This is a genomic window from Silvibacterium sp. (genome assembly GCF_047605705.1).
Lineage (GTDB): Bacteria > Acidobacteriota > Terriglobia > Terriglobales > Acidobacteriaceae > Silvibacterium.
In genome coordinates this window covers 26,702-50,951 of record NZ_JASGFD010000005.1, presented here as the reverse complement: position 1 = coordinate 50,951, position 24,250 = coordinate 26,702, and the positions used below count along the sequence as shown (strand labels likewise).

The 24,250-nt window shown below is 61.7% G+C and carries 19 protein-coding genes; 9 read left to right on the top strand and 10 right to left on the bottom strand.

What is annotated here, in order from left to right; translation table 11 throughout:
* Positions 1–8: 8 nt before the first annotated feature.
* The 4 genes from QM649_RS03035 to QM649_RS03020 are packed head-to-tail and all read right to left on the bottom strand — an operon-like array spanning position 9 to position 4,398.
* Positions 9–1,727, bottom strand: coding sequence for a CocE/NonD family hydrolase (locus QM649_RS03035; RefSeq protein WP_415197532.1), 1,719 nt, complete (start codon positions 1,725–1,727; stop codon positions 9–11).
* A complete protein-coding gene (locus tag QM649_RS03030; protein WP_415197531.1) occupies positions 1,724–2,518 on the bottom strand; it encodes a creatininase family protein in 795 nt (264 codons plus the stop codon). The genes QM649_RS03035 and QM649_RS03030 overlap by 4 nt, the downstream gene beginning before the upstream one ends.
* Positions 2,515–3,906: an FAD-binding oxidoreductase gene (locus QM649_RS03025; RefSeq protein WP_415197530.1), complete on the bottom strand. Its 1,392-nt coding sequence runs from the start codon at positions 3,904–3,906 to the stop codon at positions 2,515–2,517. The genes QM649_RS03030 and QM649_RS03025 overlap by 4 nt, the downstream gene beginning before the upstream one ends.
* Positions 3,907–3,918: 12 nt before the next feature.
* Complete coding sequence (locus QM649_RS03020) at positions 3,919–4,398, bottom strand: nucleoside deaminase (protein WP_415197529.1); 480 nt, start codon at positions 4,396–4,398, stop codon at positions 3,919–3,921.
* Positions 4,399–4,526: 128 nt separating this feature from the next.
* Here QM649_RS03020 and QM649_RS03015 point away from each other — a divergent pair, with 128 nt between their 5' ends.
* The 4 genes from QM649_RS03015 to QM649_RS03000 all read left to right on the top strand — a co-directional run bounded on the left by QM649_RS03015 (position 4,527) and on the right by QM649_RS03000 (position 13,416).
* Positions 4,527–5,825, top strand: coding sequence for an amidase (locus QM649_RS03015; protein ID WP_415197528.1), 1,299 nt, complete (start codon positions 4,527–4,529; stop codon positions 5,823–5,825).
* Positions 5,826–5,890: 65 nt separating this feature from the next.
* A complete protein-coding gene (locus QM649_RS03010; RefSeq protein WP_415197527.1) occupies positions 5,891–6,862 on the top strand; it encodes an ABC transporter substrate-binding protein in 972 nt (323 codons plus the stop codon).
* Between the two features lie 194 nt (positions 6,863–7,056).
* Positions 7,057–8,883 carry an ABC transporter ATP-binding protein gene (locus QM649_RS03005; RefSeq protein ID WP_415197526.1) on the top strand — a complete coding sequence of 609 codons (1,827 nt, stop codon included), beginning with the start codon at positions 7,057–7,059 and terminating at the stop codon, positions 8,881–8,883.
* Between the two features lie 9 nt (positions 8,884–8,892).
* The gene (locus QM649_RS03000; protein ID WP_415197525.1) at positions 8,893–13,416 is read left to right on the top strand and encodes a glucoamylase family protein; all 4,524 of its coding nucleotides are present in this window, start codon (positions 8,893–8,895) and stop codon (positions 13,414–13,416) included.
* 202 nt (positions 13,417–13,618) lie between these two features.
* Here the strand turns inward: QM649_RS03000 and QM649_RS02995 are convergent, their stop codons facing one another.
* The 4 genes from QM649_RS02995 to QM649_RS02980 all read right to left on the bottom strand — a co-directional run bounded on the left by QM649_RS02995 (position 13,619) and on the right by QM649_RS02980 (position 17,951).
* A complete protein-coding gene (locus tag QM649_RS02995) occupies positions 13,619–15,061 on the bottom strand; it encodes a serine hydrolase domain-containing protein (RefSeq protein WP_415197524.1) in 1,443 nt (480 codons plus the stop codon).
* A gap of 104 nt (positions 15,062–15,165) precedes the next feature.
* Positions 15,166–16,638, bottom strand: coding sequence for an MFS transporter (locus tag QM649_RS02990; RefSeq protein WP_415197523.1), 1,473 nt, complete (start codon positions 16,636–16,638; stop codon positions 15,166–15,168).
* Positions 16,639–16,717: 79 nt separating this feature from the next.
* Entirely contained in the window at positions 16,718–17,038 is a 321-nt protein-coding gene (locus tag QM649_RS02985; RefSeq protein ID WP_415197522.1) for a hypothetical protein, read from the bottom strand.
* A gap of 10 nt (positions 17,039–17,048) precedes the next feature.
* Positions 17,049–17,951 carry a hypothetical protein gene (locus tag QM649_RS02980; RefSeq protein WP_415197521.1) on the bottom strand — a complete coding sequence of 301 codons (903 nt, stop codon included), beginning with the start codon at positions 17,949–17,951 and terminating at the stop codon, positions 17,049–17,051.
* A gap of 202 nt (positions 17,952–18,153) precedes the next feature.
* Here QM649_RS02980 and fabG point away from each other — a divergent pair, with 202 nt between their 5' ends.
* The 3 genes from fabG to QM649_RS02965 all read left to right on the top strand — a co-directional run bounded on the left by fabG (position 18,154) and on the right by QM649_RS02965 (position 20,463).
* Positions 18,154–18,900, top strand: a complete 747-nt coding sequence (fabG, locus tag QM649_RS02975; protein ID WP_415197520.1) for a 3-oxoacyl-[acyl-carrier-protein] reductase — start codon at positions 18,154–18,156, stop codon at positions 18,898–18,900.
* 415 nt (positions 18,901–19,315) lie between these two features.
* Positions 19,316–20,098 (top strand): hypothetical protein, encoded by a 783-nt coding sequence (locus QM649_RS02970; protein WP_415197519.1) that lies wholly within the window; start codon positions 19,316–19,318, stop codon positions 20,096–20,098.
* A 155-nt stretch (positions 20,099–20,253) separates the two neighbouring features.
* On the top strand, positions 20,254–20,463 hold the full coding sequence (locus QM649_RS02965) for a hypothetical protein (protein ID WP_415197518.1): 210 nt from the start codon (positions 20,254–20,256) through the stop codon (positions 20,461–20,463).
* Between the two features lie 229 nt (positions 20,464–20,692).
* Here the strand turns inward: QM649_RS02965 and QM649_RS02960 are convergent, their stop codons facing one another.
* Positions 20,693–21,586: a YihY/virulence factor BrkB family protein gene (locus QM649_RS02960; RefSeq protein ID WP_415197517.1), complete on the bottom strand. Its 894-nt coding sequence runs from the start codon at positions 21,584–21,586 to the stop codon at positions 20,693–20,695.
* A 152-nt stretch (positions 21,587–21,738) separates the two neighbouring features.
* On the opposite strand from QM649_RS02960, the gene QM649_RS02955 reads away from it, so the two are divergent.
* Complete coding sequence (locus QM649_RS02955) at positions 21,739–22,227, top strand: DinB family protein (protein WP_415197516.1); 489 nt, start codon at positions 21,739–21,741, stop codon at positions 22,225–22,227.
* A gap of 164 nt (positions 22,228–22,391) precedes the next feature.
* Positions 22,392–22,739, top strand: coding sequence for a helix-turn-helix domain-containing protein (locus QM649_RS02950; protein WP_129207897.1), 348 nt, complete (start codon positions 22,392–22,394; stop codon positions 22,737–22,739).
* A 332-nt stretch (positions 22,740–23,071) separates the two neighbouring features.
* On the opposite strand, the gene QM649_RS02945 is transcribed toward QM649_RS02950, so the two are convergent.
* Entirely contained in the window at positions 23,072–24,097 is a 1,026-nt protein-coding gene (locus tag QM649_RS02945) for a rhomboid family intramembrane serine protease (protein ID WP_415197515.1), read from the bottom strand.
* Positions 24,098–24,250: the final 153 nt, after the last annotated feature.

The window sequence follows — 24,250 nt, the reverse complement described above, 5'->3', positions numbered from 1 at the left end:
TGTCGCCATCAGGCATCCCCTCGCAACGGCAGATAAAGCACGGAAGGCCGTTCTCCGTCGTGAAACACAAACTGCGTCGAACGCTTCCAATCCCACGAGGTCGCCTCAGCCGATTGCACCCGCGTTCCGGGATTGCGGTCGTAAAGCGGGAATGCGCTACTCGCAATCTCGAGACGAATTTGCTCTCCGGACGTGAAGCGGCACGATGTCGGTTCAAGCTCGAACTCCCACTTCATCACGGCATCGGGTTTATAACTGTCACCGAACAGATAGGACGACCGTGCGATACCGATGCAGACGAAGTCCGCGATTCCGTCTACCCTTACCCGCACCAGCTTTCCGGTAAAGTCCGTCGACTCTGCCGAAGCCGCGCACCACAGCACCAGACGCGGCGAGCCAAAGACCGCCACATCTTCGAGGAGCGGCTCCGTCGTATACACAAGAACGTTGTTCCCCATTTCCACAGCCGCCTGGTTCGTGGCGCCACTCATCGACGCCGGGCCGCCCGGCGCCACCACCGGCACCTCTGGGTCATAGACGAAAACGTCACATGGCGCTTCGCCTTCCGGTGCTTCTAGTTGCAGCACACCATCTCCCTTGCGGGAGTTCGCCCGCCCATTGCTGAACAAGTGAAGCTTCATTTCCTGTTGGCCGTACCAGTTCTCAGCTCCATGCCACTTGTTTTCAAAGAGCGCGAAGTGCCGCACCCGTGGCTCATGCGCGAACGAATCATCGCCCTTCAACCAGTGATCGAACCAGCGCAGCAACACAGTATCGGTATCGAGCAACGCCTCGGCCCCGAAGTTCACCTCGCCAATGCGATCGCCCCACGGGATATGCACCCACGGCCCGGCGAGCAGGTATTGATTCTCGCGCGCGAACTCCGTCGCCGCATGCTTACGCAGGGCGAGATACCCATCGATCGTACCTTTCAGATAGGTGTCATACCAACCGGAGACATGCAGCGCCGGGACATCAATCTGCTCGAGGCACGCGCTCACATCGAGAGCCTCCCAGTAGGCACCTGCCTCGGTTTGCGCAAACCAGTCGCGCACGTAGCTCGGCAGCGCAGGATCCACGATTGCAGGATGTTTGCCGAAAGGAAGCACAGTGGACTGCCCGGGCAGCGCAGACCATGCTCTTTCCAGCCTGTCGGTCGCCTCGCGCAGGCCCAATCTACGCGCATCCATCTTCAGCATCTGCAGGCCCCAGCCCAGGCTCGAAGCCAGCCGTAGCGCGCCATTGTGATAGAACCATCCCCGATAGAGATCGCAGGCCGCCATGCCCGGCGCGATCGCAAACAGCCCCTCCGGCTGCTCTGCTGCAGCCAGCAACTGCGTCAATCCCTGATATGAAAAGCCGTACATTCCTACACGGCCATTCGATTCCGGCCGCGTGCGCAGCCAGCGGATCGTCTCCGCACCATCTGTGCGCTCGTGGCGAAAAGGATAGAACTCGCCACCCGAATCGCCACGACCCCGCACGTCCTGAATCACGACGTTGTAGCCATGCCGCGCGAACCATACAGGATGCGCGTAGACCACCGTCGACGCGATATCGCGCCCGTATGGCTGCCGCATCAGCAAGGTCGGATGTGGTCCTACGCCCCACTTGCTCTGATCCGGATAGTAGTGGTCGGAAGCCAGCACCACGCCATCGGCCATCGCGCATTCAACACCGAGCTCCAACCGCACGCCATCGCCACAGTCAACCCATTTTGCACTCATGGCTGATACAAATTCTCGTAGCGGACCATCGCCATCAGCGCTTCGGCAATACGCGTAGCGGCGGCTTCTACCCAGCGCGCTCCATTCTCCGCGGTTGCGGGGCGCGGATCGCCCATGACACCGCTTTCCGCAATATCACGTGTCAGCCATGCGAAGTTCGCAGCGGAATTCTCCGGCTTCAGGAGTTCCGGCTTCGCAACCTGCGCGATATAGTTCACGGTGTACGCCGAGGTATCGACAAGCTCCGGCGTCGCGCTCAGAAGAAATGCCGTCTCGATCTCACCGGCATGAAAGCCGTATGCCTTCTCCTGCTCACTCAAACCATCGAACGAGATACCACCTGAGCCGAAGAGTGAAAAGGTGCGCAGCCCGAACTCAGCGCGCAGATCACGGGCCAGCACATCTACCAGCGACGAGTTGCCTCCGTGCGTGTTATACAGGGCCAGCCGTTTAAAGCCTGCAGCTGCGATGCTCGCGCCAATATCCCTTACCATCGCAAGGAAGGTCGTCGACGAAACCGACAACGTGCCCGAAAAGCCGATGTGCTCATTGCTCTTGCCATAGCAGACCGGAGGCAGCGCATAGACGTGCATATCGGCGGGCAGTTTCTCGAGCGCCTTGCCCAGCAGCAGATTATTGATGAGCGTGTCGGTCGCCAGTGGCAGATGATGCCCATGCTGTTCGATCGCGGCTGTCGGCAGCACCAGCAGCGTCGATTCGCGCGGCAGCGCGTCCACCTGCGGCCATTGCAAATAGGCAAAGTTTCTTGTGTCCGGAATCCACGTTTTCATGCCTGCGCCGTCTCTTTCTGCGGAGCGAAGCTCAGCATCTTGCCCGGGTTTAGCAATCCCTTCGGGTCATAACGCCGCTTCGCCACCAGTTGCACATGATCCTCACGAAAGCGGCCGCCATCCTCCACGTTGTTCACATGCGGATTTGCGACAAAGATGCCATTTGCGCGGCAGAAATCGATCATTTCCCGCAGCCGTTCCTCCGTGGTGAAGCGCACCAATGGAATGGCTCCCGGAATCACGCGGCCCGTGCCGTTCTTCATGAACTCCATATGCAGCAGCATCTCCTCCCCGAACTTTTTCTTTAGCAACCGCATCTGTTCGCGGACGCGATCCGGATCGAAGCCACACTGTAGATAGGTAAAGGCCTCATCCTGCTTCATCGCCCATAAAGTTGTGTGGTTCCACGTGTAGTCGGAGAGCAGCGGCACGGTACGCAGCCCGCTGTACGCGCCAGCATAAGGCACGCTCGCGCCTGCGGCCTTGGCGGCTACTTCGAGTGCGGACTGCTGAGACTGTGCAATGAGAAAGAAGACCGTATGCCTGCTGCCCTCTACATACTTCGCAATCGGCGTGAAGTACGACGCAATTGGCGACTCGAAGACCGTCACCAGTCTTTTCGTCCACGTATCTTCAGCTGCGATCTTCTCGGCGAAATCGAAAGCTTCCGCATAGGTATCAAATGCGGTTACGATCTGCGACCACTCGACTGCCGGCGTAAGCGCCAGCCATATCTTCGTAATAATCCCGTTTGTGCCCCATGCGTGCAGAATGTCGTGCACAGCCAGGCCTTCATGCAGAATGACGCGGGGCTCGGCCTCCATCGTCACCACCTCGAGTGCGCGTACGGTTTCGAAATCGCGCAGGCCGCCATGGCTCACGGACCCGATACCCCCCGAGCCTCCACCGAGAAATCCTCCCAGTGACGCCTTGGCAATGGTGCTCGGATAACATCGCAGCTCCCAGCCCTGCCTGCGCGCTTCCGTTTCAAGCACACCCAGCTTCACGCCCGGCTCGCATATGGCCACGCCCTCAGCAGTAATCTCCTCAATCGCCTCCATCTTCGAGAGGTCGAGCACCAGGCCACCTTCGAGCGGAATCGCCTGTCCGTAGTTCCCTGTGCCCGCGCCGCGCGCCGTGACCGGAATATCTTCGGCGTAGCAAAACTTCAGGATCGCGCGGATCTCGTCCAAGCTCACCGGCAGTGCAACTGCATCGCCACGCTTCTCCCTGAGCTGCGGGCGCAGCACTGGCGAATACCAGTAGAAGTCCTTTGAGAGCCGCTCCACCATCGCAGGCGCAGTCACAAACCGCGACGCATCGCCCACCAGCGGAGGAATTCCCTTCTCAAGTACAGCAAAGACATCACGCACTTCAACTTCGGACACTCGAGCCCTCCGTTATGTTTTCTCTCTACGTGTGCTCCACTTCTTAAAAGCATGCAACATACGCGGATCGGTGAACAGCCCGTAGCACTCTTCGCGCAGGAACGGACCATCCACTGCGCACGGCATATCGCTGCGCTTCGATACTTCTTCTGCCGCGATCTGAATCTGCCGGCAGTGCCGGTTCGCATCTTCGATGGTCGCGCCGTAGACCACACGGTCGAGCCCCGCCCACAGCGCATTCGCCATGCACATCGGGCACGGTTCGCAGGTGGTGTAAAGCGTGTAGCCCTTCAGCGACACGGACCCAAGCTTTCTGCACGCCAGCCGCACGGTGCGCAGCTCAGCATGGGCGCTGGGATCATGCTCGCGCATCACTGCGTTGCGCGCGCGATAGAGCAGTTCGCCTGTTTTCGTATGGACGATTGCGGCGCCGAAAGGCACCGGGCTCGGCGTCGCAAGGCTCTTCGCCGTGAAACGCACAAGCTCCGTCATGATCGCGATATCCCGATCACGCGCAGAGCCTGAAGGTTTTCCCATGTGCGCAATCTAGCATGAGCGAGGCGGTTTTCCATCGCTAGTTTTATGCACAGCGCAGATACGGCTACAGATACAATCGCCGCATGCCGTCTGCCCGCTCGTCCATTGCTTCTCTGCTTCACTCTCTCGCTATAAAAGAAACTTATTCCGAGCAAATACTCCTCGAAGCACTTGCGCGCGCAAACGGCAACGCTTCTCGCAACACATATCTCGCGCGTAATGAAGAGTGGTCTCTTGACCAGCTCTTGACCAGCTCTTCTCGCGCCGAACGTGGACCGCTGCACGCTCTTCCTGTCGCACTGAAAGACTGCTTCGACCTCGAGGGCTTTGTGACCAGCAGCGGCTCGCGCTTTTATGCGGAGCACAATACACCTGCCATTGCCGACTCATGGGTCGCTACACAACTGAAGTGCGCAGGCGCAGTCATTACCGGCAAGACCCACCTGCACCAGCTTGCCTACGGCATCACCGGTGAGAACCGCGACTACGGCGACTGCGTTCAGCCCGGCGCGCCCACGCTGCTCACCGGCGGATCCTCTTCTGGATCGGCAGCTTCGATTCTGGAGGGGTCGGCCTTCGCGGCCATCGGCACCGATACCGGAGGCTCCATCCGCGTACCTGCAGCGGTCTGCGGCCTCGCCGGATACCGCGCCTCGCTTGGGCTCGGCAGCTGGCGGGGAGGCGCGCACCTGGCGCAGACATTCGACACCATCGGCTGGCTCTGCCGTGACCTGCGCGACCTGCCGCTGCTGGCAAACGCGCTCTTCGAACTCGACGCCCCCACAGGCGCGCCTGTTACGAACCTCCGCGTCGGGATTATCACCGGCGAACTCGTCACCGAATGCGATGCAGCAATCCTCATCGCACAAAATCAATGGGTCGAGCGCATGCGAAGCCTCGGCGTACATGTTGCAGACTGCGACGCTTCCTTCTGGACCGGGGCTTACGATATCTACGCGCCCATCCAGGCCCATGAGGCTGCGCTTCTCCATAAAGGCCATTACGAAGATCCACAGGCGGACATATTCGAGACCGCCATTGCCGACCGCCTGCGCTGGGGCGCGGCGTTATCCGCAGAGGAGATTGCCGGCTTCCGCAACCAACATGCCCAATTCAACGAGCGGAGTGCGGCGCTCTTCACGGAATTCGATTTCCTTCTCCTGCCCGCACTGCCCGTCCCGCATCTCGTCGCAGGTGAGGACCAGGCGCCCAACCGCCCGCGAATCCTGCGCTACACCACACCGGCCAGCCTTGGTGGATACCCGGCAGTCGTGCTCCCCGCTGCTCCCGCAGGAATGCAGTTGCTCGCGCCGCGCGGAGCCGATGTGAACCTGCTCGCCTTCGCTCATCGGCTCGGAGAAGCGCTTTCTCTCGAGGCCTGAAATCGCCGTCGCAGCACGGCTCGTAATTCTGTTGTCGCATCCGCATCGCGTTGCTACCCTCGGGTATGCTTCGAGCCGTCCTCCGCTGCGTCGCCTTTTCGCTTTCGATTGTCGTCCTTGCCGGCTGTCATAGCAGCGGCTCCAACGGGCTCATTTCGGTCAAATTCCAGACAGACTGGTATCCGCAGCCCGAGCATGGCGGCTTCTACGAGGCGTTGCTCAAGGGCTATTACAAGGACGAGGGCCTCGACGTCACCATCCTGCCCGGCGGTCCTTACGTCATCGCCGAACAGCAGGTCTCGCTCGGAGCCGCGCAGTTTGCCATGGGCTCGTCCGATCGCATCCTCGAGGCTGTCGCTCAGGGCCAGCCGTTAGTGGCCGTCGCCGCCACCATGCAGCACGACCCGCAGGGCATCATGATGCACGCCAACTCCCCCGTGCACGCCTTCCCTGACCTCGAAGGCCACACCGTCGCCATCAAGACCGGAGCCACCTGGTTCGAGTACATCGTTGCCCGCTACCAGCTCAAGACCGTCCGCGAGATTCCCGCCACCTACTCCATCGCCAACTTTCTCGCCGACCCGAATTACATCCAGCAGATCTTCGTGACCTCCGAGCCGTTCTTCGCCCGCAAGGCCGGGGCCGACATCCGCACTCTGCTCATCAGCGACACCGGCTACGATCCTTATCGCGTCTTCTTCACCTCGCAAAGCTACGCGCAGGCTCATCCTGACGTCGTTGCGAAGTTCGTCCGCGCCTCGCTGCGCGGCTGGCGCGACTACATGGCCGACCCCACCGAGGTGAACGCGGAGCTGCTCAAGCGCAACCCGGCCATGACCGCCGAACAGATGAACTTCACCTGGCAGGCCCTGCGCGACGGCCACTTTATTTACCCTGCCAACGATCCGGCCGCAGCTGGCTCCTTCGACCCCGCCCGCTGGGCTGCCATGGAGCAGCAGCTCGCCAATCTCAAGGTGCTCGCCCACCCCGTCGAGCCGACCAGCGCCTACACCCTCAAGTTTCTGAGCGCCCGATAATCCTTCATACTGTTCTCATGGCCATTGTGTCTCTGTCCCAGGCACGGCCAAAAACAACAGCAGGCACGCACTTAGCATCGAAGTGAGTGCCTTGTCCCCGATCAATGAGGGCGCTTCCAGCTCTGTCCCAGCACTGTAACTACCGGGCGGATAAGGCGAAGACCAGTCGAAACACCGGGGAAGATCGAATCAGCATGAGTGAATCCAAGCAAGCCAGCACCCACAGCGCATGGGGAGACCGCGTCCGCGCCCTCAAGAACGTTCCCCAGGTCCTGCGCATCGTCTGGAAGTCCGGCCCCGCGGTCGTCACCTGGGGGCTGATCCTGCGTGTCATTGTCCCGGTGCTGGGCCTGCTGATCGGTATCGTTGCCGCCAAAATCCTCGACGGCGTCTCCCGCGCCTTCCAGCACCAGCCGCAGTACCCTTACTTTTGGTGGCTGGTTGTCGCAGAGATCATCCTCGCGCTGCTCACCGGCATTCTGTCGCGCACCATCGACTACACGGACCAGCTGCTCGCCAACCGGTACACCTTCCACGTCAGCGTGCAGGTGATGGAGCAGGCCGCGCAGCTCGACCTGACCACCTACGAGAATCCCGAGTTCTACGACCGGCTCGAGCGCGCCCGCGCCCAGGCCACCGACCGGCTGGCCATGATCCAGCAGATGGGCCGGCTCTTCCAGCTCACGGTCCTCACCCTCATCTGGAGCGGCGTGCTCATCTACCGCTCGCCCAGCATGATCCTGCTGCTCATCGCCGGCGTGCTGCCTTCTTTCTTCGGCGAGACGCACTTCGCCTTCCTCGGCTACGCCAAGAATTTCCGCCAGACCCCGGCCAAGCGGCTGATGGACTACCTGCGGCAGGTAGGAGGCAGCAAGGAAGCGGCCAAGGAGCTCAAGCTCTTCAACCTGAGCCGCTATTTCACCGACCGCTTCCGCGCACTCTCGCAGGGTATTTATGACGAAGACGTCGCGCTCGCAAACAAGAAGCTCCTCTGGGGCGGACTGCTCTCGCTCATCAGCACAGCGGGCTATTACGGCGCCTATGCCTTCGCCATCTACGAGGCGGTCACCGGAAAGTATCCCAGCATCGGCGTCTTCTCGCTGATCACCGTTGCCATCCAGCAGGCCTCGAACAACTTCATGCAGGCCTTCTCGACCGCATCCGGCATCGCCGACCAGGCGCTCTTCCTCACCGACCTGATTGCGTTCTTTGAGATGAAGCCGACGGTCTACTCCAAGCCTGACGGCATCAAGGTTCCGCGCCCCATCCAGCGCGGCTTTGAGTTCCGCAACGTCTCCTTCGCCTATCCCGGCAGCCAGCGCCGCGTGCTCAAGGACTTCAACTTCACGCTGCACCCCGGCGAGCGCATCGCGCTCATTGGCGAAAACGGCCAGGGCAAAACCACCATCGTCAAGCTCATCACGCGCTTATATGACCCCACCGAGGGCCAGATTCTGCTCGACGGCGTGGACCTGCGCGACTACGACCTCGATGACCTTCATCATGAAATGGGCGTCATCTTCCAGGACTTCATGCGTTACGAGATGACTGCGAAGGAAAACATCCTCGTCGGCCACATCGAAGTCCCGCACACCGAAGAAGAGATCGTCTCGGCCGCGCACAAGAGCCTTGCCGACACCGTGATTGCCAAGCTCGCCGATGGTTACGACCAGCAGCTCGGCCGCCGCTTCGAGACCGGCGTTGACCTCTCCGGTGGCGAATGGCAGAAGATCGCCCTCGCCCGCGCCTACCTGCGCGATGCCCAGCTTCTCATTCTCGATGAACCCACCGCAGCCCTCGACGCCCGCAGCGAGCTCGAAGTCTTCGAGCGTTTTGCCGAACTGACCGAAGGCAAGATGGCGCTGCTCATCTCTCACCGTTTTTCCACTGTTCGCATGGCCGACCGCATCGTGGTGCTCGAAGGCGGCCAGCTTGTAGAAGAAGGCACCCATTCCCAGCTTATGGCCCTCGGTGGCCGCTACGCCGGCATGTTTGAAATGCAGGCCGCCAGCTACCGATGATGGAGACGCATGTTTCAGGTTCCCGCGATCGATCAGGAAATCCTCGATAAAGCCGGCCTAGTCCCGGCAGAAATGCGTGCGCACGCTCGCACCGTCACCGCGCAGTGGTCGGTCATTCATCGGCCGCAGTCGCGCGTCACTCTCGCGCCGCGCATTCAGCAGGCCGAAGAGGCGCTGAATGCACTGTTAGCCGAGCTCGAGGACCTTCCCTCCAGCGCCGCGCAGCAGGGCCCCAATCCCCTGCTCGAAATCCGCGAAAATCCCCGCCTCTTCCGCGCCGCCATCACCGAGATGCTCTCCGTGCAGAAGAAGGTACCGAAGCTGCCACGCATCGTCTCGCCTCTCGGCGAAGAGCCGCGCGTCGCAGTGATCGCAGCTGCGTATCTTGAAGGCGCGAAGTCTGTGTGGAATGGTTCGGCGCTGCGCATCTGGATGGATGAAGCGCAGTCCTTCGATCCGCTCGAGCTTCGTGAGCTCTGGATCCTGCCCACATTCCTGAAGTTCGCGCTGCTGGATTCGATCCTCGTGCAGGCCGATGCCATGCTGCATCATCCGCAGATGCCCGACGCCGGCACGCCGCAGCTGCTCACCGCGCGCATCAAGAGCCTCCGCCAGCTCGGCCACGCTGACTGGACCTCGCTCATGGAGCCGCTGGTCGCCTTCGACGCCATCCTGCTGAAAGACCCCGCAGGCGGCTATCCGAAGATGGATTTCGACAGCCGCGAGAATTACCGCAAGCGTGTCGCCGAGATCGCCTTTTACTCCGAGCGCTCCGAGTCCGAAGTCGCGCAGGCAGCCATCGATTTCGCAACCAAGGCGCAACAGCAGCGCATCGAAGACCCGCGCGTCTACCTGCGGCAGGCCCACGTCGGCTACTACCTAATCGACCGCGGCTTCCCCGAGCTGGCGCGCCACATCGGCTACCATCCCAACTTCATCGATCGCACACGCCTCGCACTGCGTCGCAATCCGGACGACTTCTTCATCATCGGCATCGAGGTGCTCACCATCCTGCTGATGGCGGCCATCGTCCTGCCGCTCGTCCCGCATCATTCGGTCTTCGGCGGCCTTACCTTCGCCTTCTTCCTGCTGCTGCTGCCCGTCTCGCAGACTGCGATCGACTTCATCAACAACACCGTCACCGCGATCTTCAAGGCCACGGCACTCCCCAAGCTCGACTTCAGCAAGGGCATCCCGGTTGAGTTCACCACGCTCGTTGCCGTACCCACCCTGCTGATGAACGAAAAGCAGGTGCGCGAGCTGGTCGGTGAGCTCGAAGTCCGCTTCCTCGCCAACCAGGATCCGAATCTCCATTTCGCGCTGCTCACCGATCTGCCCGATTCCGTTGCGCGTCCGCGTGAGTCGGATCGCGATCCGCTCGTCGATCTCGCCGTTCGCCTCATTGATGGCCTGAACCAGCGCTATGCAGGATCGGCCCCAAAGCACGGCTCCTTCTTCCTGCTGCATCGCCATCGCATCTTCAATGCGCGCCAGGGCGTGTGGATGGGCTGGGAGCGCAAGCGCGGCAAGCTCCTCGACCTGAACAAGTACCTCAAAGGCGAATTCGACGCCTTCCCCGTGAAGGCCGGCGACATGACCGTCCTCGCCCGCACGCAGTACATCATCACGCTCGACTCCGACACGCAGCTGCCGCGCGGCACCGCGCAATCCATGGTCGGCGCTATGGCGCACCCGCTCAACCGCGCCATCATCGACCCCGAGCGCCGCGTCGTCACCGCCGGATACGGCATCCTGCAACCCCGCGTCGGCGTCAGCGTGCAGAGTGCCTCGCGCTCACGCCTCGCCGCCATCTACTCCGGCCAGACCGGCTTCGACGTCTACACACGCGCTGTCTCCGACGTCTACCAGGACCTCTACGGCGAGGGCATTTTCACTGGCAAGGGCATCTATGAAGTCGCCGCTCTGCACTCGGTGCTTGATCGCCGCTTCCCGCGCAATTCGCTGCTCAGCCATGACCTCATCGAAGGCGCGTACGCACGCGCGGGACTGGCCACCGACATCGAGGTCATCGACGACTATCCGTCGCACTACTCGGCTTACACCCGCCGCAAACATCGCTGGGTGCGCGGCGACTGGCAGATTGCACAGTGGCTGCTCTCACGCGTGCCCGATGAGTCCGGCCGCTTCGTCCGCAATCCGATTTCGAACATCTCTCGCTGGAAGATTCTCGACAACCTGCGCCGCTCCCTGGTCGAGCCGCTCACGCTGATCCTGCTCGTTGCCGGATGGCTCGGCCTGCCCGGTGGTCCCATTTTCTGGACCGCGGTCACACTCGGCCTGCTCTTTGCGCCGACGCTCGTGCAGCTGGTCTTCAGCCTGGGTCGCGCCATGGCCAGCGAAACACCCGGCGAAGTGCGCGAAGCCCTGCTCGGCTTCTACCAGGCACTCGTCATCACGCTGCTCAACCTCGTCTTCCTGCCGCACCAGACGATGCTCTCGCTCGACGCCATCGTGCGATCGCTCGTGCGCCGCTTCATCACCGGTCAGCGCCTGCTCGAATGGGAAACCGCAGCCGAAGCCGAATCGAACAAGGCCAAGCGCACTCCGGTCGATCGCTATCTCGCGGCTTCGCCGGTCTTCGCGCTCGCATTGGCCTTCATCCTCACCTTCTTCCACTTCAAAGCGCTCTTCGTCGCAGCCCCCATCCTGCTGCTCTGGGGACTCGAGAGCGGCATTACCGTTTGGCTCAATCGCGCCCCGCGCGAGGAAAAGACGCCGCTCTCTATGCAGGACGAGGCCTGGATGCGCCAGCACGCGCTGCGCATCTGGCGCTTCTTCCATGAATTCGGCGGCGCTCGGCACAACTACTTCATCCCCGACAACGTCGAAGAAGAAACGCTCTTCGAAGCCGCGCGCGTCTCGCCTACCAACTTCGGCCTGCTGCTCAATGCACGCCAGGCGGCGGTCGAGATGGGCTTCCTCACGCTGCCCGAGTTCTGTGACCTCTCGCTGCACAGCCTGGAAGCGATGGACCGCCTCGAAAAGTTCCGCGGCCACATCTACAACTGGTACGACACGCACACCTTCAAGCCGCTCACGCCCATCACCGTCTCTTCGGTCGATAGCGGCAACCTCGTAGCATCGCTCTATACGCTGCGGACGGGAGCAAAAGAGCTGCTCCATCGCCCGGTGCTCGAGCCCATCCTCTTCACCGGACTCGAAACGCATTGGCAACTGCTGCGGTTACAGAAAGACCTGCCCTCCGAGCTTTCCGGGCGTTCCGTCCCCGCGCGCTCAGCCAGCCTCTTCGACTGGCTGCAGTGGGTCGCCGAGACGGCCAAGCTTCCTGCGCTGCAACAGCTTCCCGAATACACCAAGCCTTCGCCGGATGAGTTGGCATGGTGGCTTCGCGAAACCCGCGCGCGGCTCGAAGCGATCCTCACGCTCCTCCGCGAATACCTGCCTTGGCTTTCCTGCGAGTATGCCTCGCTGCGCGAGGTCGTCGAGCAGGGCGTGAAGGACAAGAACCTCGTGCCTACCGTCGAAAACGCTCCCGAATTTCTCGACCAGCTCGAGCAGCGCCTCGCCCGCGCCTGGGCCACCGTCAATGCCATGGAGCCTACTGATAGCTCCTCGCAGGGCATTCTCATCGAGAAGCTGCGCTCCGAGCTGCCAGCCGTGCGCCAGCGTCTCACCGCGCTTGCCGAGCACCTGCTCGCCGTCTCGAACGGCGCGCTCCGTGCCGCTGAGGAGATGGACTTCGCCTTCCTCGCTGACAAGGGCCGCCAGTTACTCTCCATCGGCTACGAGTTGGCCACGCACAAGCTCCACGAAGCCACCTACGACATGCTCGCCTCCGAAGCGCGCATCGCGACCTTCATCGCTGTCTCGCGCGGTGAACTGCCGCAGCAGGGCTGGTTCAAGATGGGCCGCGTGCACACCATGGCCTACGGCCGCGCCATCCTGCTCTCATGGACCGGCACCATGTTCGAGTACCTGATGCCCGCTCTCTGGATGCGCAACTATCCGGACACACTCATCTCGCGCTCGCTCTCCGCAGCGGTCTACATCCAGCGCGAGTTCGGCCGTCAGCACGGCATCCCGTGGGGCATCTCCGAATCGGGCTTCGGCAAGACCGACGATGCCGGTCACTATCATTACCAGGCGTTCGGAATCCCGGCCATCTCGCTCAAGTACGACGCGACCGCCGGCCCTGTCGTCTCTCCCTATTCCACCTTCCTCGCCGTCAGCGTCGAGCAGCAGGAGGTCATCCGCAACCTGCGCCGCATGGAAGGCATGCAGTGGGTCGGCGCTTACGGATTCTACGAGGCAGCAGACTTCTGCGAGTCGACAAGTAAACCGGTTGTCGTGCGCGAGTGGATGGCCCACCACCAGGGCATGGCCATGATGTCGCTGCTCAACCTGCTCGCCGACAACGCCGTACAGCGCTGGTTCCACGCCAACCCCGAGTTCCAGGCGACGGAGTTGCTGCTGCACGAGAAGCCCATCCGCGAAGCGGGACTCAAGGCTGAGCAGAAGCCTGTGCGCAAGGCGAAGAAGTCTGCCGCGTAGACTGACGACAGCACAAAAGCAGAAAGGCCGGCGAGAATATCGCCGGCCTTTCTCTTTGCTTCACATGTTCATATTCCGCATTCTGTCATCTCGACCTGAGCGCAGCGAAGTGGAAGGGCCTGCGTTTCCCCAAGAAGCGAGGATCGGGGTGTCCCACCTCTCGAAGTTGAGAGGTGGAGCATCACAAACCTCGGCGACAATCTCACTCCGCAGGAATCACCAGATACTGCTCCAGCTTGCCGTCCGGCATCGTGTAGGTCGTCACGTGCAGTGTCTGCGCCCGGTCCGCAAATTTCACAATGAAGCTGTGAAAGGTCATGCCACCGCGCAGGCTCTCGTGCCCTTCCGTAAACTCTGACGGAGTACCCAACGGTCCGAGGCTGCTCTTGAAATCTGCAAGCGCCTGATCGCCAAAATACGCGTTGCAATTCTCGGTAAACAATGAGCGGTCGATCTTGCCCTGCTGCAGTCCGGCAAAGATCATTTTCGCCTGGTCTAACGCCGCGTTTGGATGCGCCTCATGGCTACCGGAACCCAGCAACAGATCTGAGACCGCAATTGCAATCCCGCTGCCTGCCGAGGCCGCATCCTGATTGGTCAGGACATCGATCGCCAGCTTGTCATCCGGGAACACCATGTTCTCTGCCGTGAAGCCCGACACTTCCCCGGAGTGCTCCCACAGCACATGCCCGTTGAATTGCCGTACGAAGATGCCCAGGCCGTAATGCGAGTCCGTTCCGTCCTTGAGCTTCACACTGTCCGCCATCTCATCGTAGGACTTCCTCGCCAGCAAAGAGCGGTTCATCATGCTGATGTTCCACTGCGCGAGATCATACGCGGGCATCGCGAGCTCCCCTGCTGCGAACATCCACCCCCTGCCTTCCTTCGGCGCGGGGCGCAGCGGTCCAAGCGCGTAGCGGATGTATCCCTCGGCATCGGTATCGCCGAGCTTCTTCGCATCAGAGTTCCACACCGCTTCCATATCCAGCGGCTTGAAGACGTTCTTCTGCAGGAACTCCATCAGGTCCTCGCCACTTACCATCTCCACGATGCGCCCGGCGATCACGAAGTTCGTATTCGAGTACTGCCACTTCGTTCCCGGCTCGAAATCCAACGGCTTCTTGCCCCACACATCGAGGATGTGCTGCGCCGTCACCGCCTCGCGCATAGGAGGCATCAGGTAGTCTTCCGGCCAGTAGTCCTGGTATCCCGAGGTGTGCGAGAGCAGCATGCGAATCGTCACATCGTTCGCGCGCGTAAGGTCCGGCAGATACTTCGACACCTTGTCGTCGATCGAGAGCTTGCCCTGTTGCTCCAGCAGCAGGATCGCCGCTGCGGTGAACTGCTTCGAGATCGAGCCTACCGAATAGCGCATCTCCGGCGTCGCAATCAACTTCGGATCGAGCCGGGCATCGCCGTACGCATGCGTGTAGACGATCTCCCCATGCTCGACGACCGCGAGCGTCGCCGATGGCACGCCCGTTGTAGCCAGCACCTTCTCGGCCGCGGCATCGATCTTCGCCCGCTGCTCCGCAGGCATCGTCTCCACCACCAGCCCCGGCGGCGCGGATTGCGCCACCAGCGCGGCAGAGAACGAAAAGAGTGAAGTCACTGTGACAAATCGGATTGCGCGCGAGGCAGGCATCAGGCTTTTCATAAGAAAAGTCAGCCTACCAGCAGCCTCTCCTCATGCGCTACTCCCATAGGAGGCAGGGGGGCCCACCTCTCGCTTCTGAGACGTTGGCTTTTCTACGCGTGTCGCTCTTCCAGCAGATGCTTTACCGACTCCGCAGTCTTGTGGGCCCATGCCGAGGTCGAAACGAACGCCAGCACCAGCACCGCCGCGCCTGCCGCCGTCATCGTCCACCAGATGGCATGCGTCGCCGTGGTGAAGTCCGTGCCGTGCACACGGCTCGCCGCGACCACCGTACCGGAGACAGCCACACCCAGCGCCGCGCCCACCTGGCGGCTCGTCGAAGCAATAGCCGCCGCCACACCCGCCTGTGAAAGCGGCATGCCCGCGACCGCGCTGTTCGTAATCGCCGGATTCACCATGCCCAGGCCTATGCCGAAGAGCGCGTACGACAGCAGAAGCCAGCCCACGTGTGTGGTTTGCCCCAGGTTGGTGAGGATCAGCGTGGCCAGCACGAAGCCCGCGCCCGCCATCAGCAGCGAAGGCTTTGTTCCGCGCGCAGCCACCAGCCGTCCCGACCACGGCGCGCACAGGATCATCATTACCGCGAGCGGCAGCGTGAACAGCCCGGTACGGAAGGCCGATAGTCCACGCACCTGCTGTAGATAAAGCGCATTCAAAAACAGGAAGCCCGCAAAGCAGGAGAAGGCGCTCAGCGCCAGCATCGTCGCGCTTGTAAACGGGGCGCTGCGGAAAAATCGAAGATCCAGTAGCGCATCGCGACGACGAGGCTCATAGAGGATAAAACCGACAAATGAAACCGCCGCTGTGACAAATAATCCAAGGATCCGGTCCGAGCTCCATCCCGAGTGCGGCCCCTCGATCACGCCCCACGTCAGTGCCGACAGCCCGATGAGCACCAGCGCCTGCCCCACCGGATCGAACCGCCGCGCACGCGGCGCCTTCGACTCAGGCACGAAGATCGCCGCCAACACGAACGCGACGATGCCTACCGGCACATTGATCCAGAAGATTGAACGCCATCCGACGGTCTGCGTCAGCGCGCCGCCGATCAGCGGCCCAACGCCAAGTGAAACACCCGCGACCGCGCCCCAGACACCCACAGCCTTTGCGCGATCTTTCGGCTTCGGGAACGCCATCGCAATAATCGACAGTGCCACCGGGTTCAGCATCGATGCGCCGAAGCCCTGCAGAGCCCGGAAGCCGATCAGCTGCTCGATCGTCGCCGCACGGCTGCACAGCAACGATCCGATAGTAAAGATCGTCAGGCCGATCTGGAAGAAGCGCCGCCGCCCGAAACGATCCGACATCGAGCCGCCCAGCATCAGGAAACTCGCCACCACCAGCGTGTAGGCATCGAGAATCCACTGCAGCTGGTTGAATCGCGCATGCAGGTTCGATTGAATCGCAGGCAGCGCGACGTTCACAATCGTCACATCCATACCCACAATCAGCAGGCTCATGCAACAGATCGCCAGGATCAGGTTCGGATGAGTCGTCTTTTTTGCTGTGGGCTCAGTACCGCCGCTCACCGCAGCAGGCACACGTACATTTTCTGTATTTGCCAAGGTGTCTCCAAGTAACAGATGCCTCCTCACGCCGCGAGGATGAAAAATCCCTGTCGGAGGTAGCTGGACCTAGAGACGGCTACACCATCGAAAGAAGTTGCGAGCCGTAGCTCACTGCCGTCGTAATGTCCCCGATAACTTTCTGCATGTTGCCCATCTGCGCGACAGCCGTCTTCACCTGCACATTCGCGGTCTTCAGTTGCTTGTCCAGCGCCGCGACCGTCGCATCGTCGTCGCTCAGCAGCTTATTCACACAGGCGTCATAATTCTGCTGGGCGAGCGCGTATTTTGCCTTCAACGCGTCCCGATCCGCCTGCGTCTTGCAACCGATCAGGAGCGTGTTGTACTGCGCATCCAGCGTAGTGAAAGTCTCCTGCACATCGTCCAGCGCGTTCGCCATCGTCCTGTCCTCACTTCGCCAGAATCTGGTCTGTCCACTGCTTCACACCGTCGATCGTCGGGGGCGGCAGCCGGAACTTCATCGGCTGCTCGGTTGCCACCGTATGGATACGCGTCGCCATCTCTTTGAGTGCATCGGACATGGCCGCGCTCGCTTTATCGTAGGCCGCGAGCTGTGCCGTCTTTTTCTCTGCGATCTGCTGCTTCAGCAAAGGAGCCAGCTTCGCACCCGTCGCCGGAGTCACCGGTCCGGCCGCAAGCCCAAAGGGATCGAGCGCGGGCTTCAGCAGCGCGCCACTGTCCACAGCATTCTCATCCGCAAGATTTCCCGCCAATGTCGCCGCCAGATCCAGATAAACCACCTCTTCCGATCGCCACTCTGGCGCTTCCTTATCGAAAAGCGCGCTCAGCCCGCTCGCGACCGAATCCATCGCCTTCGCCGACTCGCGCTCCTTGTGCTCTTTCACCGCTGTCACCAGGGCCTCGATACCAGCCTTGATCGCAGCCTGCTCCGTGGAGGACGCCTTATGCGAAGCCAGGCCATCGACCTCGGTCTCGAGCTTTCCACACGCTGTTGCTACGTCGTCGGAGGCCTTCGAGCCGGCGAGCGAAGCGAAATCCGCAGCCAGGGCGGAGAGATCGGTCGCCATCGCCGTGCGTTTTGCCAGCTCTGCCTGTGTCGTCTGCACGCCCTTGCGGCTCGCCTCGGGATATGGCTTTTCGAACAGCGCCTCATTCACCTTCCCGATCGCATCCCGCGCCGTAAGCACCACGCCCAGAGCCGCGTAGTAGTCGCTCAGCGATTTCGCCGTCGCCGACATCTGCGCGGCGGCGGCTGTCGCATCCTCAGCCGTCTTGCAGCCTGATACCGCGATCAGCAGCACCGTCACTGCCGCACATCGACGCCACGACATACCTCACCTCCGAAGCCAGGTCAGAATTGCAGATGGGGGGAGAAAGCCGCCAAATCGTAGAGGCCTGCCTCACCCCTGTCAATCCAGAACTGAGCCCTTTGCCTTCGTCTCAGCTCGCGACCAAAGGGAGCGGAGGCCGAAGGCGAGAGGCCAGGATGGCTGGTCCTGCACGCAGCCGCTGCGAGATTACAATCTCCAAAGCATGTCTTCTCTGACCGGAAAAACCGCCCTCGTCACCGGAGCCTCACAGGGCATCGGCCGCGCCATCGCCCTCGAACTCGCCCGCGCCGGAGCCAATGTCGCTCTCGCCGCCCGCAATGAAGCCGCCCTCGCTGAGCTTGCACAGGAGATCGCCGCCGCCGGCGGCACCGCGCAGCCCTTTGCCCTCGACATCTCGAGCGAAGACTCCATCAAGGAAGGCGCCAAGGCCGTCCTCGCGCACTTTGGCACGGTGCACATCCTGGTCAACAACGCCGGGATTACAAAAGATACGCTTCTGCTGCGCATGAAGCGCGCCGACTGGGACTCGGTTCTCACCACCAACCTCACCGGCACCTTCCTGCTTACGCAGGCGCTCGTCAGCTCCATGATGAAGGCCCGTTGGGGACGCATCATCAACATCTCCTCGGTCGTCGGCGAAACCGGCCAGGCCGGGCAGGCCAACTACGCCGCCAGCAAGGCCGGACTCATCGGCTTCACCAAGTCGCTGGCCCGCGAACTCGCCTCCCGGGGCATTACGGCGAACGCCGTCGCTCCCGGCTACATCGAGACCGCGATGACCGCTGTCCTCGACGACAAGCAGCGCGAGGCCATGACCACGAACATCCCCCTCGGCCGCCCCGGCACCGCGCAGGACATCGCCCACGCCGTCCGCTTTCTCGCCTCCGACGAGGCCGCCTACATCACCGGCCACACCCTCGACGTCAACGGCGGCATGCACATGCAGTAGGACTTCGCGTCCAGCGGTTCGCACCGGGTGCCCCACGTCTCGATCCTGAGACGTGGGACGGACGGGTGGCCAATACAAGCCCGAAATTGGCTTGTGTGGGGGAACAAACCGGGTGCCCCACGTCTTGATTCTGAGACGTGGGAGAGCACGAACCCGGCGTTGGCCCACTCAAACGCAACTTTGACTTGGGTGTGGCAAGCAGCGAGATCCATGTCAAGCCCCAAGCTTGCCTCAGAAATCGCAAGCCACCTGAAATCATCCATTTGCGCCGACTCCGCCGGCGCATTTTATTTCCTCTCGCACAGCTAAACTAGTAATAGAGAAGAAAAGGCCGTCCGGCATATCCGGACGGCCTTTTCTATTGCGCCCACTGCGCACACACCCGTTTCATCACGCCGCCCGAGGATCATCCGCGATGACTTACCAGGACCCGAATCCACCCCAGCCGAATCCCTGCCCCCAGCCCGAGACCTGCCCACCGCAGCCCTTCCGGCTCGAAGCTGTGGTCGTCTGCGACCAATACTCCGACTTCCTCGCCCACACCCTGCCTCACAACAAGTTCCTCTTCGACCGCATTGTCGTCATCACATCCTACGAGGACCGCGCCACCCGCAAGCTCTGCGAGTTCCACCACGTACAGTGCATCCCCACCGACCTCCTGCAGAGCCGCAAGGGCGAATTTCACAAGGGCAAGGGCATCAACCTCGGCCTTGCCGCGCTTTCCCTCAAAGGATGGGCCGTGCACCTCGACGCCGACATCTACCTGCCGCCGCAGACACGCCTCCTGCTCCAGCAGGCCGAGCTCGATCCCCGCTGCGTCTACGGCATCGATCGCTTCAACGTCCGCGGCTACCCCGCCTGGGCCGCCTTCCAGGGCGAGCCGCGCCTCCAGCAGGAGGCCGAGACCTACATCCACATGCACGCCTTCCCTATCGGAACCCGCGTCATGCACCGCCACGCCGGCGGCTATGTGCCCATCGGCTTCTTCCAACTCTGGAACCCCTCCGTCTCCGGCATCACCCGCTATCCCGAGGAGCACACCAACGCCGGCCGTGGAGACACCGTCTTCGCCCAGCTCTGGCCTCGCGCCCGCCGCGGCTTCATCCCGGAGATCGTCGGCTACCACCTCGAAAGCGACGATGCCCGCAACGCCGCCAACTGGAACGGCCGCATCACCGCGCCCTTCACGCATGCCTGAAACACAAACGGCGCGCCGGGCATCTCTCCCGGCGCGCCGCAGTATGCTTCTGTCTGACTCATATGGGAACCTGCGTCAGCCGATAGGAATCAGAGTATTAGGCAAGCTGGATTGGTAGCGCTAAACTGCCTCCACCCCAGATCGAGGAACATGGCTTGTCCGAACGGGAAAAGTCTTCCGTTTCAGAGATGATCGGTGAGTTTGTGCGTGAGATCGCGGTGCTCGTCATCGTCTTTGTTCCACTTGAGGCGTATAAAGATCGTGCGTGGCCAGTCTGGGAACTGATCGCCATCATGGTCACCACGGTTCTGATCGGAATCGGAATTCTTGCCCTGGGAATCGCAATCGAGAGGCGTCGGCCATGACCAGCTTATTTATGGGTATCGGGATTTTGACTCTAAGCGCTCTCGGGCTTACCGCCGTGGCTTTCCAGTGGATGAAGAAGGAGAAAAAGGCACCACCTGCCTCACGCGCCCCTGGACACTCTCCCAGCTATCAGCAGGAGCTCGGGTTCTCAGAAGATCAACTGGCAGTAGCGGCAAAGGGCAGATAGTCCACACGCACCCCCCCGGTGCGCCGCAAAAATCTATCCCCCTACCCCCTGGCCCTGAGCGCCCGCCGCTTGCACAGCTCCGCGTTCAGCTCCGCTCCGATCAGGATCGCCACCGCCGTCATGTAGAACCACAGCATCAGGCCCACCAGCGCTCCCATCGATCCATACGTCGTGTTGTAGTTCGAAAGGTGGCCAAGGTAGTAGCTCAGGCTGGTCGAACCCAGGAACCACACCGTGATCGCCACCAGCGCCCCCGGCTGCGTCGTCGAAAAGCGATGGGTCGTATTCGGGCCGAGATAGTAGATCAGCTCGAGGCTCAGGAAAAACGTGAGAAAGGTGACCGCCAGCCGCAGCAGGGGCCACAGGTGCTCGAAGGATTGCGGGATCGGCAGCAGCCGCGTCAGGAAGTGACCGAACTCCGGCCCCGCCAGCAGCGCAACCAGCGAGATGGAGACAAGCCCGCCACTGGTGAAGGTCAGTAGCAGCGCCTGCAACCGGTTCCGCCACCAGCTCCTCTGCTTTTTGTCCGGAACGTCATAGGCAATATCCAACGCCTCGATTAACGACGAGAACCCGCCCGTAGCCGCCCACAGATAGCCGGCCACGCCGAAGGAAAGCAGCTTGCCCCGGTTCGGCGTCAGGATACTCGCCAGGATCGTCTCGACGAAGTTCAGCGAATCCGCCGGCACCACCTCCGCCATCAGGTTCAACATCCCCTGAAAGACATCGGGAACCGGCAAAAACTGCAACAGAGAGGAAAAAATGACGATCAGTGGCACCAGCGACAGCAGGAAGTAATACGCCAGCGCCGCCGCGATCGTGAACGCCCGCGTCCGCCACAATTCGTTATAAATCAGCACGACAATGCGCCAGACCTCGCGCGCCTCGGTCTCGGCGCGCTCCCGCCACACTGGCCATGCAATTGCTCGTTCCATTTTTCCCCGCGTTCACTTCTTCCGATGTCCGCAGCGCTTCCCTGGATGCGTCAAGATGCATCCGGACGTGGCCACAAAAACGATCTGCTTCCATTTCCTGAACGAAGCAGGCGACGCTACCCGCTATCATAGGCACGCAGAGGCCTGATCCCGTGAACGAACTCCAGCGCAACCTTGTCTCCGACGGGTATGGCGCACCCCCTGCCCGTATCCTCGAAGCTCTGACAGAGCAGCTGGCGCACACCCCGGTCCCCGGAGCACCGCACACCATTTACGAGGAGCTCTGGCACCTCGCCTTCTGGCTCGAGCTCTCCCTCGACTGGATCACCGGGCAGCTTACGCCCTATCCGCCGCATTCTTCGGAAGGCTTTCCCGCCCCGGAGGCCATCGCTGCCGAACCCTTCGCTCAGCTTCTCCGCCGCTTCCTCGACGGCCTCGAAATCGCCTTCGGCATGGCCGGGGACGAGGCCACACTCGCGCGCAAATTCGACCGCCCCTCCCGCACCGGCACACTGCGGCTCACCGTCGAAGACGAACTCCTTGGCCTGGCTACCCATGATGCATATCACCTCGGCCGGATCGTCCTGCTTCGGCAGCTCCTTGGAGCCTGGCCGCCGCCTGCGGGTGGAGACAGCTGGTAAACAGCCACAAATTGGACCAAGTCTGGTTCATTTTGGGACTTAACCGGTGTCCCAGGAAGATTTATCTTGCATCGCGATTTCCAGCATGTTAACTATGCAGCCAATACCTCCACCAAAACCCATCCAGAGGTATTGAAGGGGAAAGTGCGGACATAGCCATGTCTATGAAAATTGGAACAACCATCCGGGGATATCGCCTGCAGAAGGGTCTCTCTCAAGGCGATATCGAAAAGCGTACCGGCCTCCTGCGCTGCTATCTGTCCCGGGTCGAGAACGGTCACACCGTGCCCTCTCTCGACACACTCGCCAAAATCGCCCAGGCGCTGGATCTCCCGCTGGCACAGTTCTTCGCCGAGGACTCCCTCGGTCGCGAGCTGAACCCGCAGAAGCTCTCCGACGACGAGCTCCGCTTTCTCACCCAGATTCGCCGTTACTCGTCGAATCTGAACGACAGCGATCGCAAGCTTCTGCTGGCCATGGTCAAGAAGTTTGCCGCCACGGCAGTCCGCTAGGTTCCAGCCGTCGCTTCCCCCGTCGGCGAAGACATTCCACCCACGCTCTTAGCATCGTTCCCAGCACCCCGGCCCTGAAGCCCTTCAGGCGCCGGGGTTTCGTTTTTCAGAAGCGCTAGCTTGCCCAGACATTGTCATTCCGACCGGAGCGGCCGAAGGCCGCGCAGCGGAGGAACCTGCTGTTTCCCCACAGAGCGGGGACGAGGGTGTCCCGTCCAAACTCCGACTGGCGGAAAAGCAAAAGAGAGAAGTAGAGGAATGCCAAACCGCGACCAAAGGGAGCGCGTGCCGAAGGCGATTCGCTCCACGCGCAGTGGCTACACGCGCAGTGGTTAGCGCCAGAAGGAATGCAGGCCGTAGGTCAGCAGAGCCAGCAGAAAGGCCATGCCGCCAATCGCCAGCATCCGGCGTCTCTCAAACAGCGCGCGCGGTGAACCTACGCGCGGCACCAGCGGCATCCCCAGCGCAAGGCCGCCGAGGAAGCCGCCAAGGTGCGCCATGTTATCGATCTGCACCGGGCTCTTGCCGAAAGCAGTATAGAGGCCGATGCCGAAATTCAGGATAGCGAACTGGATCACGCTCCAGCGCAGCCGCTTCGTCTCGATGGCCGGAATGGGCAGACGCTTGGACTTGAGCAGCAGGATCAGCACCCCGGCCAGGCCAAAGATCGCCCCGGACGCCCCCGCGCCGACAATCCATGAATCGGCCGGAACCATCTGCCCATTCTGAAAGCTGAGTCCCGGATGGCGCGCCACGCTCAGCAGGTTTCCGGCAAAGCCCGTCAGCACGTACGCTGCGACCACGCCAAACGGCCCCATCAGCGGCTCGGCCAGAAGCCCGAGGTTCCAAAGGCACCACATATTGGTTGCGATGTGGATGATGCCCACATGCACGAACATCGCCGTGAAGAGCCGCCACCACTCGCCGCCCACCAGCACGTACGGCCCGCAGTTGGCTCCCCACTTCAGCAATTGCGCCGTCGTCGGCGAAATCATGGAAGTTCCCGTCAGCACCATGCCGAGAAAAACGAGGCAGTTGATACCCAGCAGGGTGTACGTCGCCGGCGCGAAGGTCCAGGCATGGCGCTTGCGCTGCGGCGCGGAAGGCCTGGGCGTCCACTCGCCCTGTTGCTCGAAATTCTGAGAGGAAGAATTCGAATAGGCAGGCTCAGCGGGCCGGCTACCCTGCCAGCCCCATCCGCCGTTGCTGCCCGAACCGGGCTCGGCGCCCGGAGGCAGGATCTCAGGCTCGTTGCGTGAGAATGCCGCGCCCCGGCTGGCCTCGCCTGCCGATCCGAAAACCCCTTGTTGCCGCTCACCGGCCTTTGCAGCCGACCAGTTCGAATCTCGATCCATCATCCGTGCAGTCTTCCCTCTCACTATACCGCCATGGATCACGCAACCGCGCCGGCAATGGACCTCAACAAAACAAGAGAGGAAACCGTCTCGCTCACGCCCGGGCCTGCTTCATAGAAACGCAATCCGCCCAGGAACGCGCCAGACAGAGCCAGG

What these genes read in the sequence shown, in the direction of transcription:
- QM649_RS03035 (WP_415197532.1), bottom strand. Translation starts at nt 1,727, where the DNA reads ATGAGTGCAAAATGGGTTGACTGTGGCGATGGCGTGCGGTTGGAGCTC.
- QM649_RS03030 (WP_415197531.1), bottom strand. Translation starts at nt 2,518, where the DNA reads ATGAAAACGTGGATTCCGGACACAAGAAACTTTGCCTATTTGCAATGG.
- QM649_RS03020 (WP_415197529.1), bottom strand. Translation starts at nt 4,398, where the DNA reads ATGACGGAGCTTGTGCGTTTCACGGCGAAGAGCCTTGCGACGCCGAGC.
- QM649_RS03015 (WP_415197528.1), top strand. Translation starts at nt 4,527, where the DNA reads ATGCCGTCTGCCCGCTCGTCCATTGCTTCTCTGCTTCACTCTCTCGCT.
- QM649_RS03010 (WP_415197527.1), top strand. Translation starts at nt 5,891, where the DNA reads ATGCTTCGAGCCGTCCTCCGCTGCGTCGCCTTTTCGCTTTCGATTGTC.
- QM649_RS03005 (WP_415197526.1), top strand. Translation starts at nt 7,057, where the DNA reads ATGAGTGAATCCAAGCAAGCCAGCACCCACAGCGCATGGGGAGACCGC.
- QM649_RS03000 (WP_415197525.1), top strand. Translation starts at nt 8,893, where the DNA reads ATGTTTCAGGTTCCCGCGATCGATCAGGAAATCCTCGATAAAGCCGGC.
- QM649_RS02995 (WP_415197524.1), bottom strand. Translation starts at nt 15,061, where the DNA reads ATGCCTGCCTCGCGCGCAATCCGATTTGTCACAGTGACTTCACTCTTT.
- QM649_RS02985 (WP_415197522.1), bottom strand. Translation starts at nt 17,038, where the DNA reads ATGGCGAACGCGCTGGACGATGTGCAGGAGACTTTCACTACGCTGGAT.
- QM649_RS02980 (WP_415197521.1), bottom strand. Translation starts at nt 17,951, where the DNA reads ATGTCGTGGCGTCGATGTGCGGCAGTGACGGTGCTGCTGATCGCGGTA.
- fabG (WP_415197520.1), top strand. Translation starts at nt 18,154, where the DNA reads ATGTCTTCTCTGACCGGAAAAACCGCCCTCGTCACCGGAGCCTCACAG.
- QM649_RS02970 (WP_415197519.1), top strand. Translation starts at nt 19,316, where the DNA reads ATGACTTACCAGGACCCGAATCCACCCCAGCCGAATCCCTGCCCCCAG.
- QM649_RS02960 (WP_415197517.1), bottom strand. Translation starts at nt 21,586, where the DNA reads ATGGAACGAGCAATTGCATGGCCAGTGTGGCGGGAGCGCGCCGAGACC.
- QM649_RS02950 (WP_129207897.1), top strand. Translation starts at nt 22,392, where the DNA reads ATGAAAATTGGAACAACCATCCGGGGATATCGCCTGCAGAAGGGTCTC.
- QM649_RS02945 (WP_415197515.1), bottom strand. Translation starts at nt 24,097, where the DNA reads ATGATGGATCGAGATTCGAACTGGTCGGCTGCAAAGGCCGGTGAGCGG.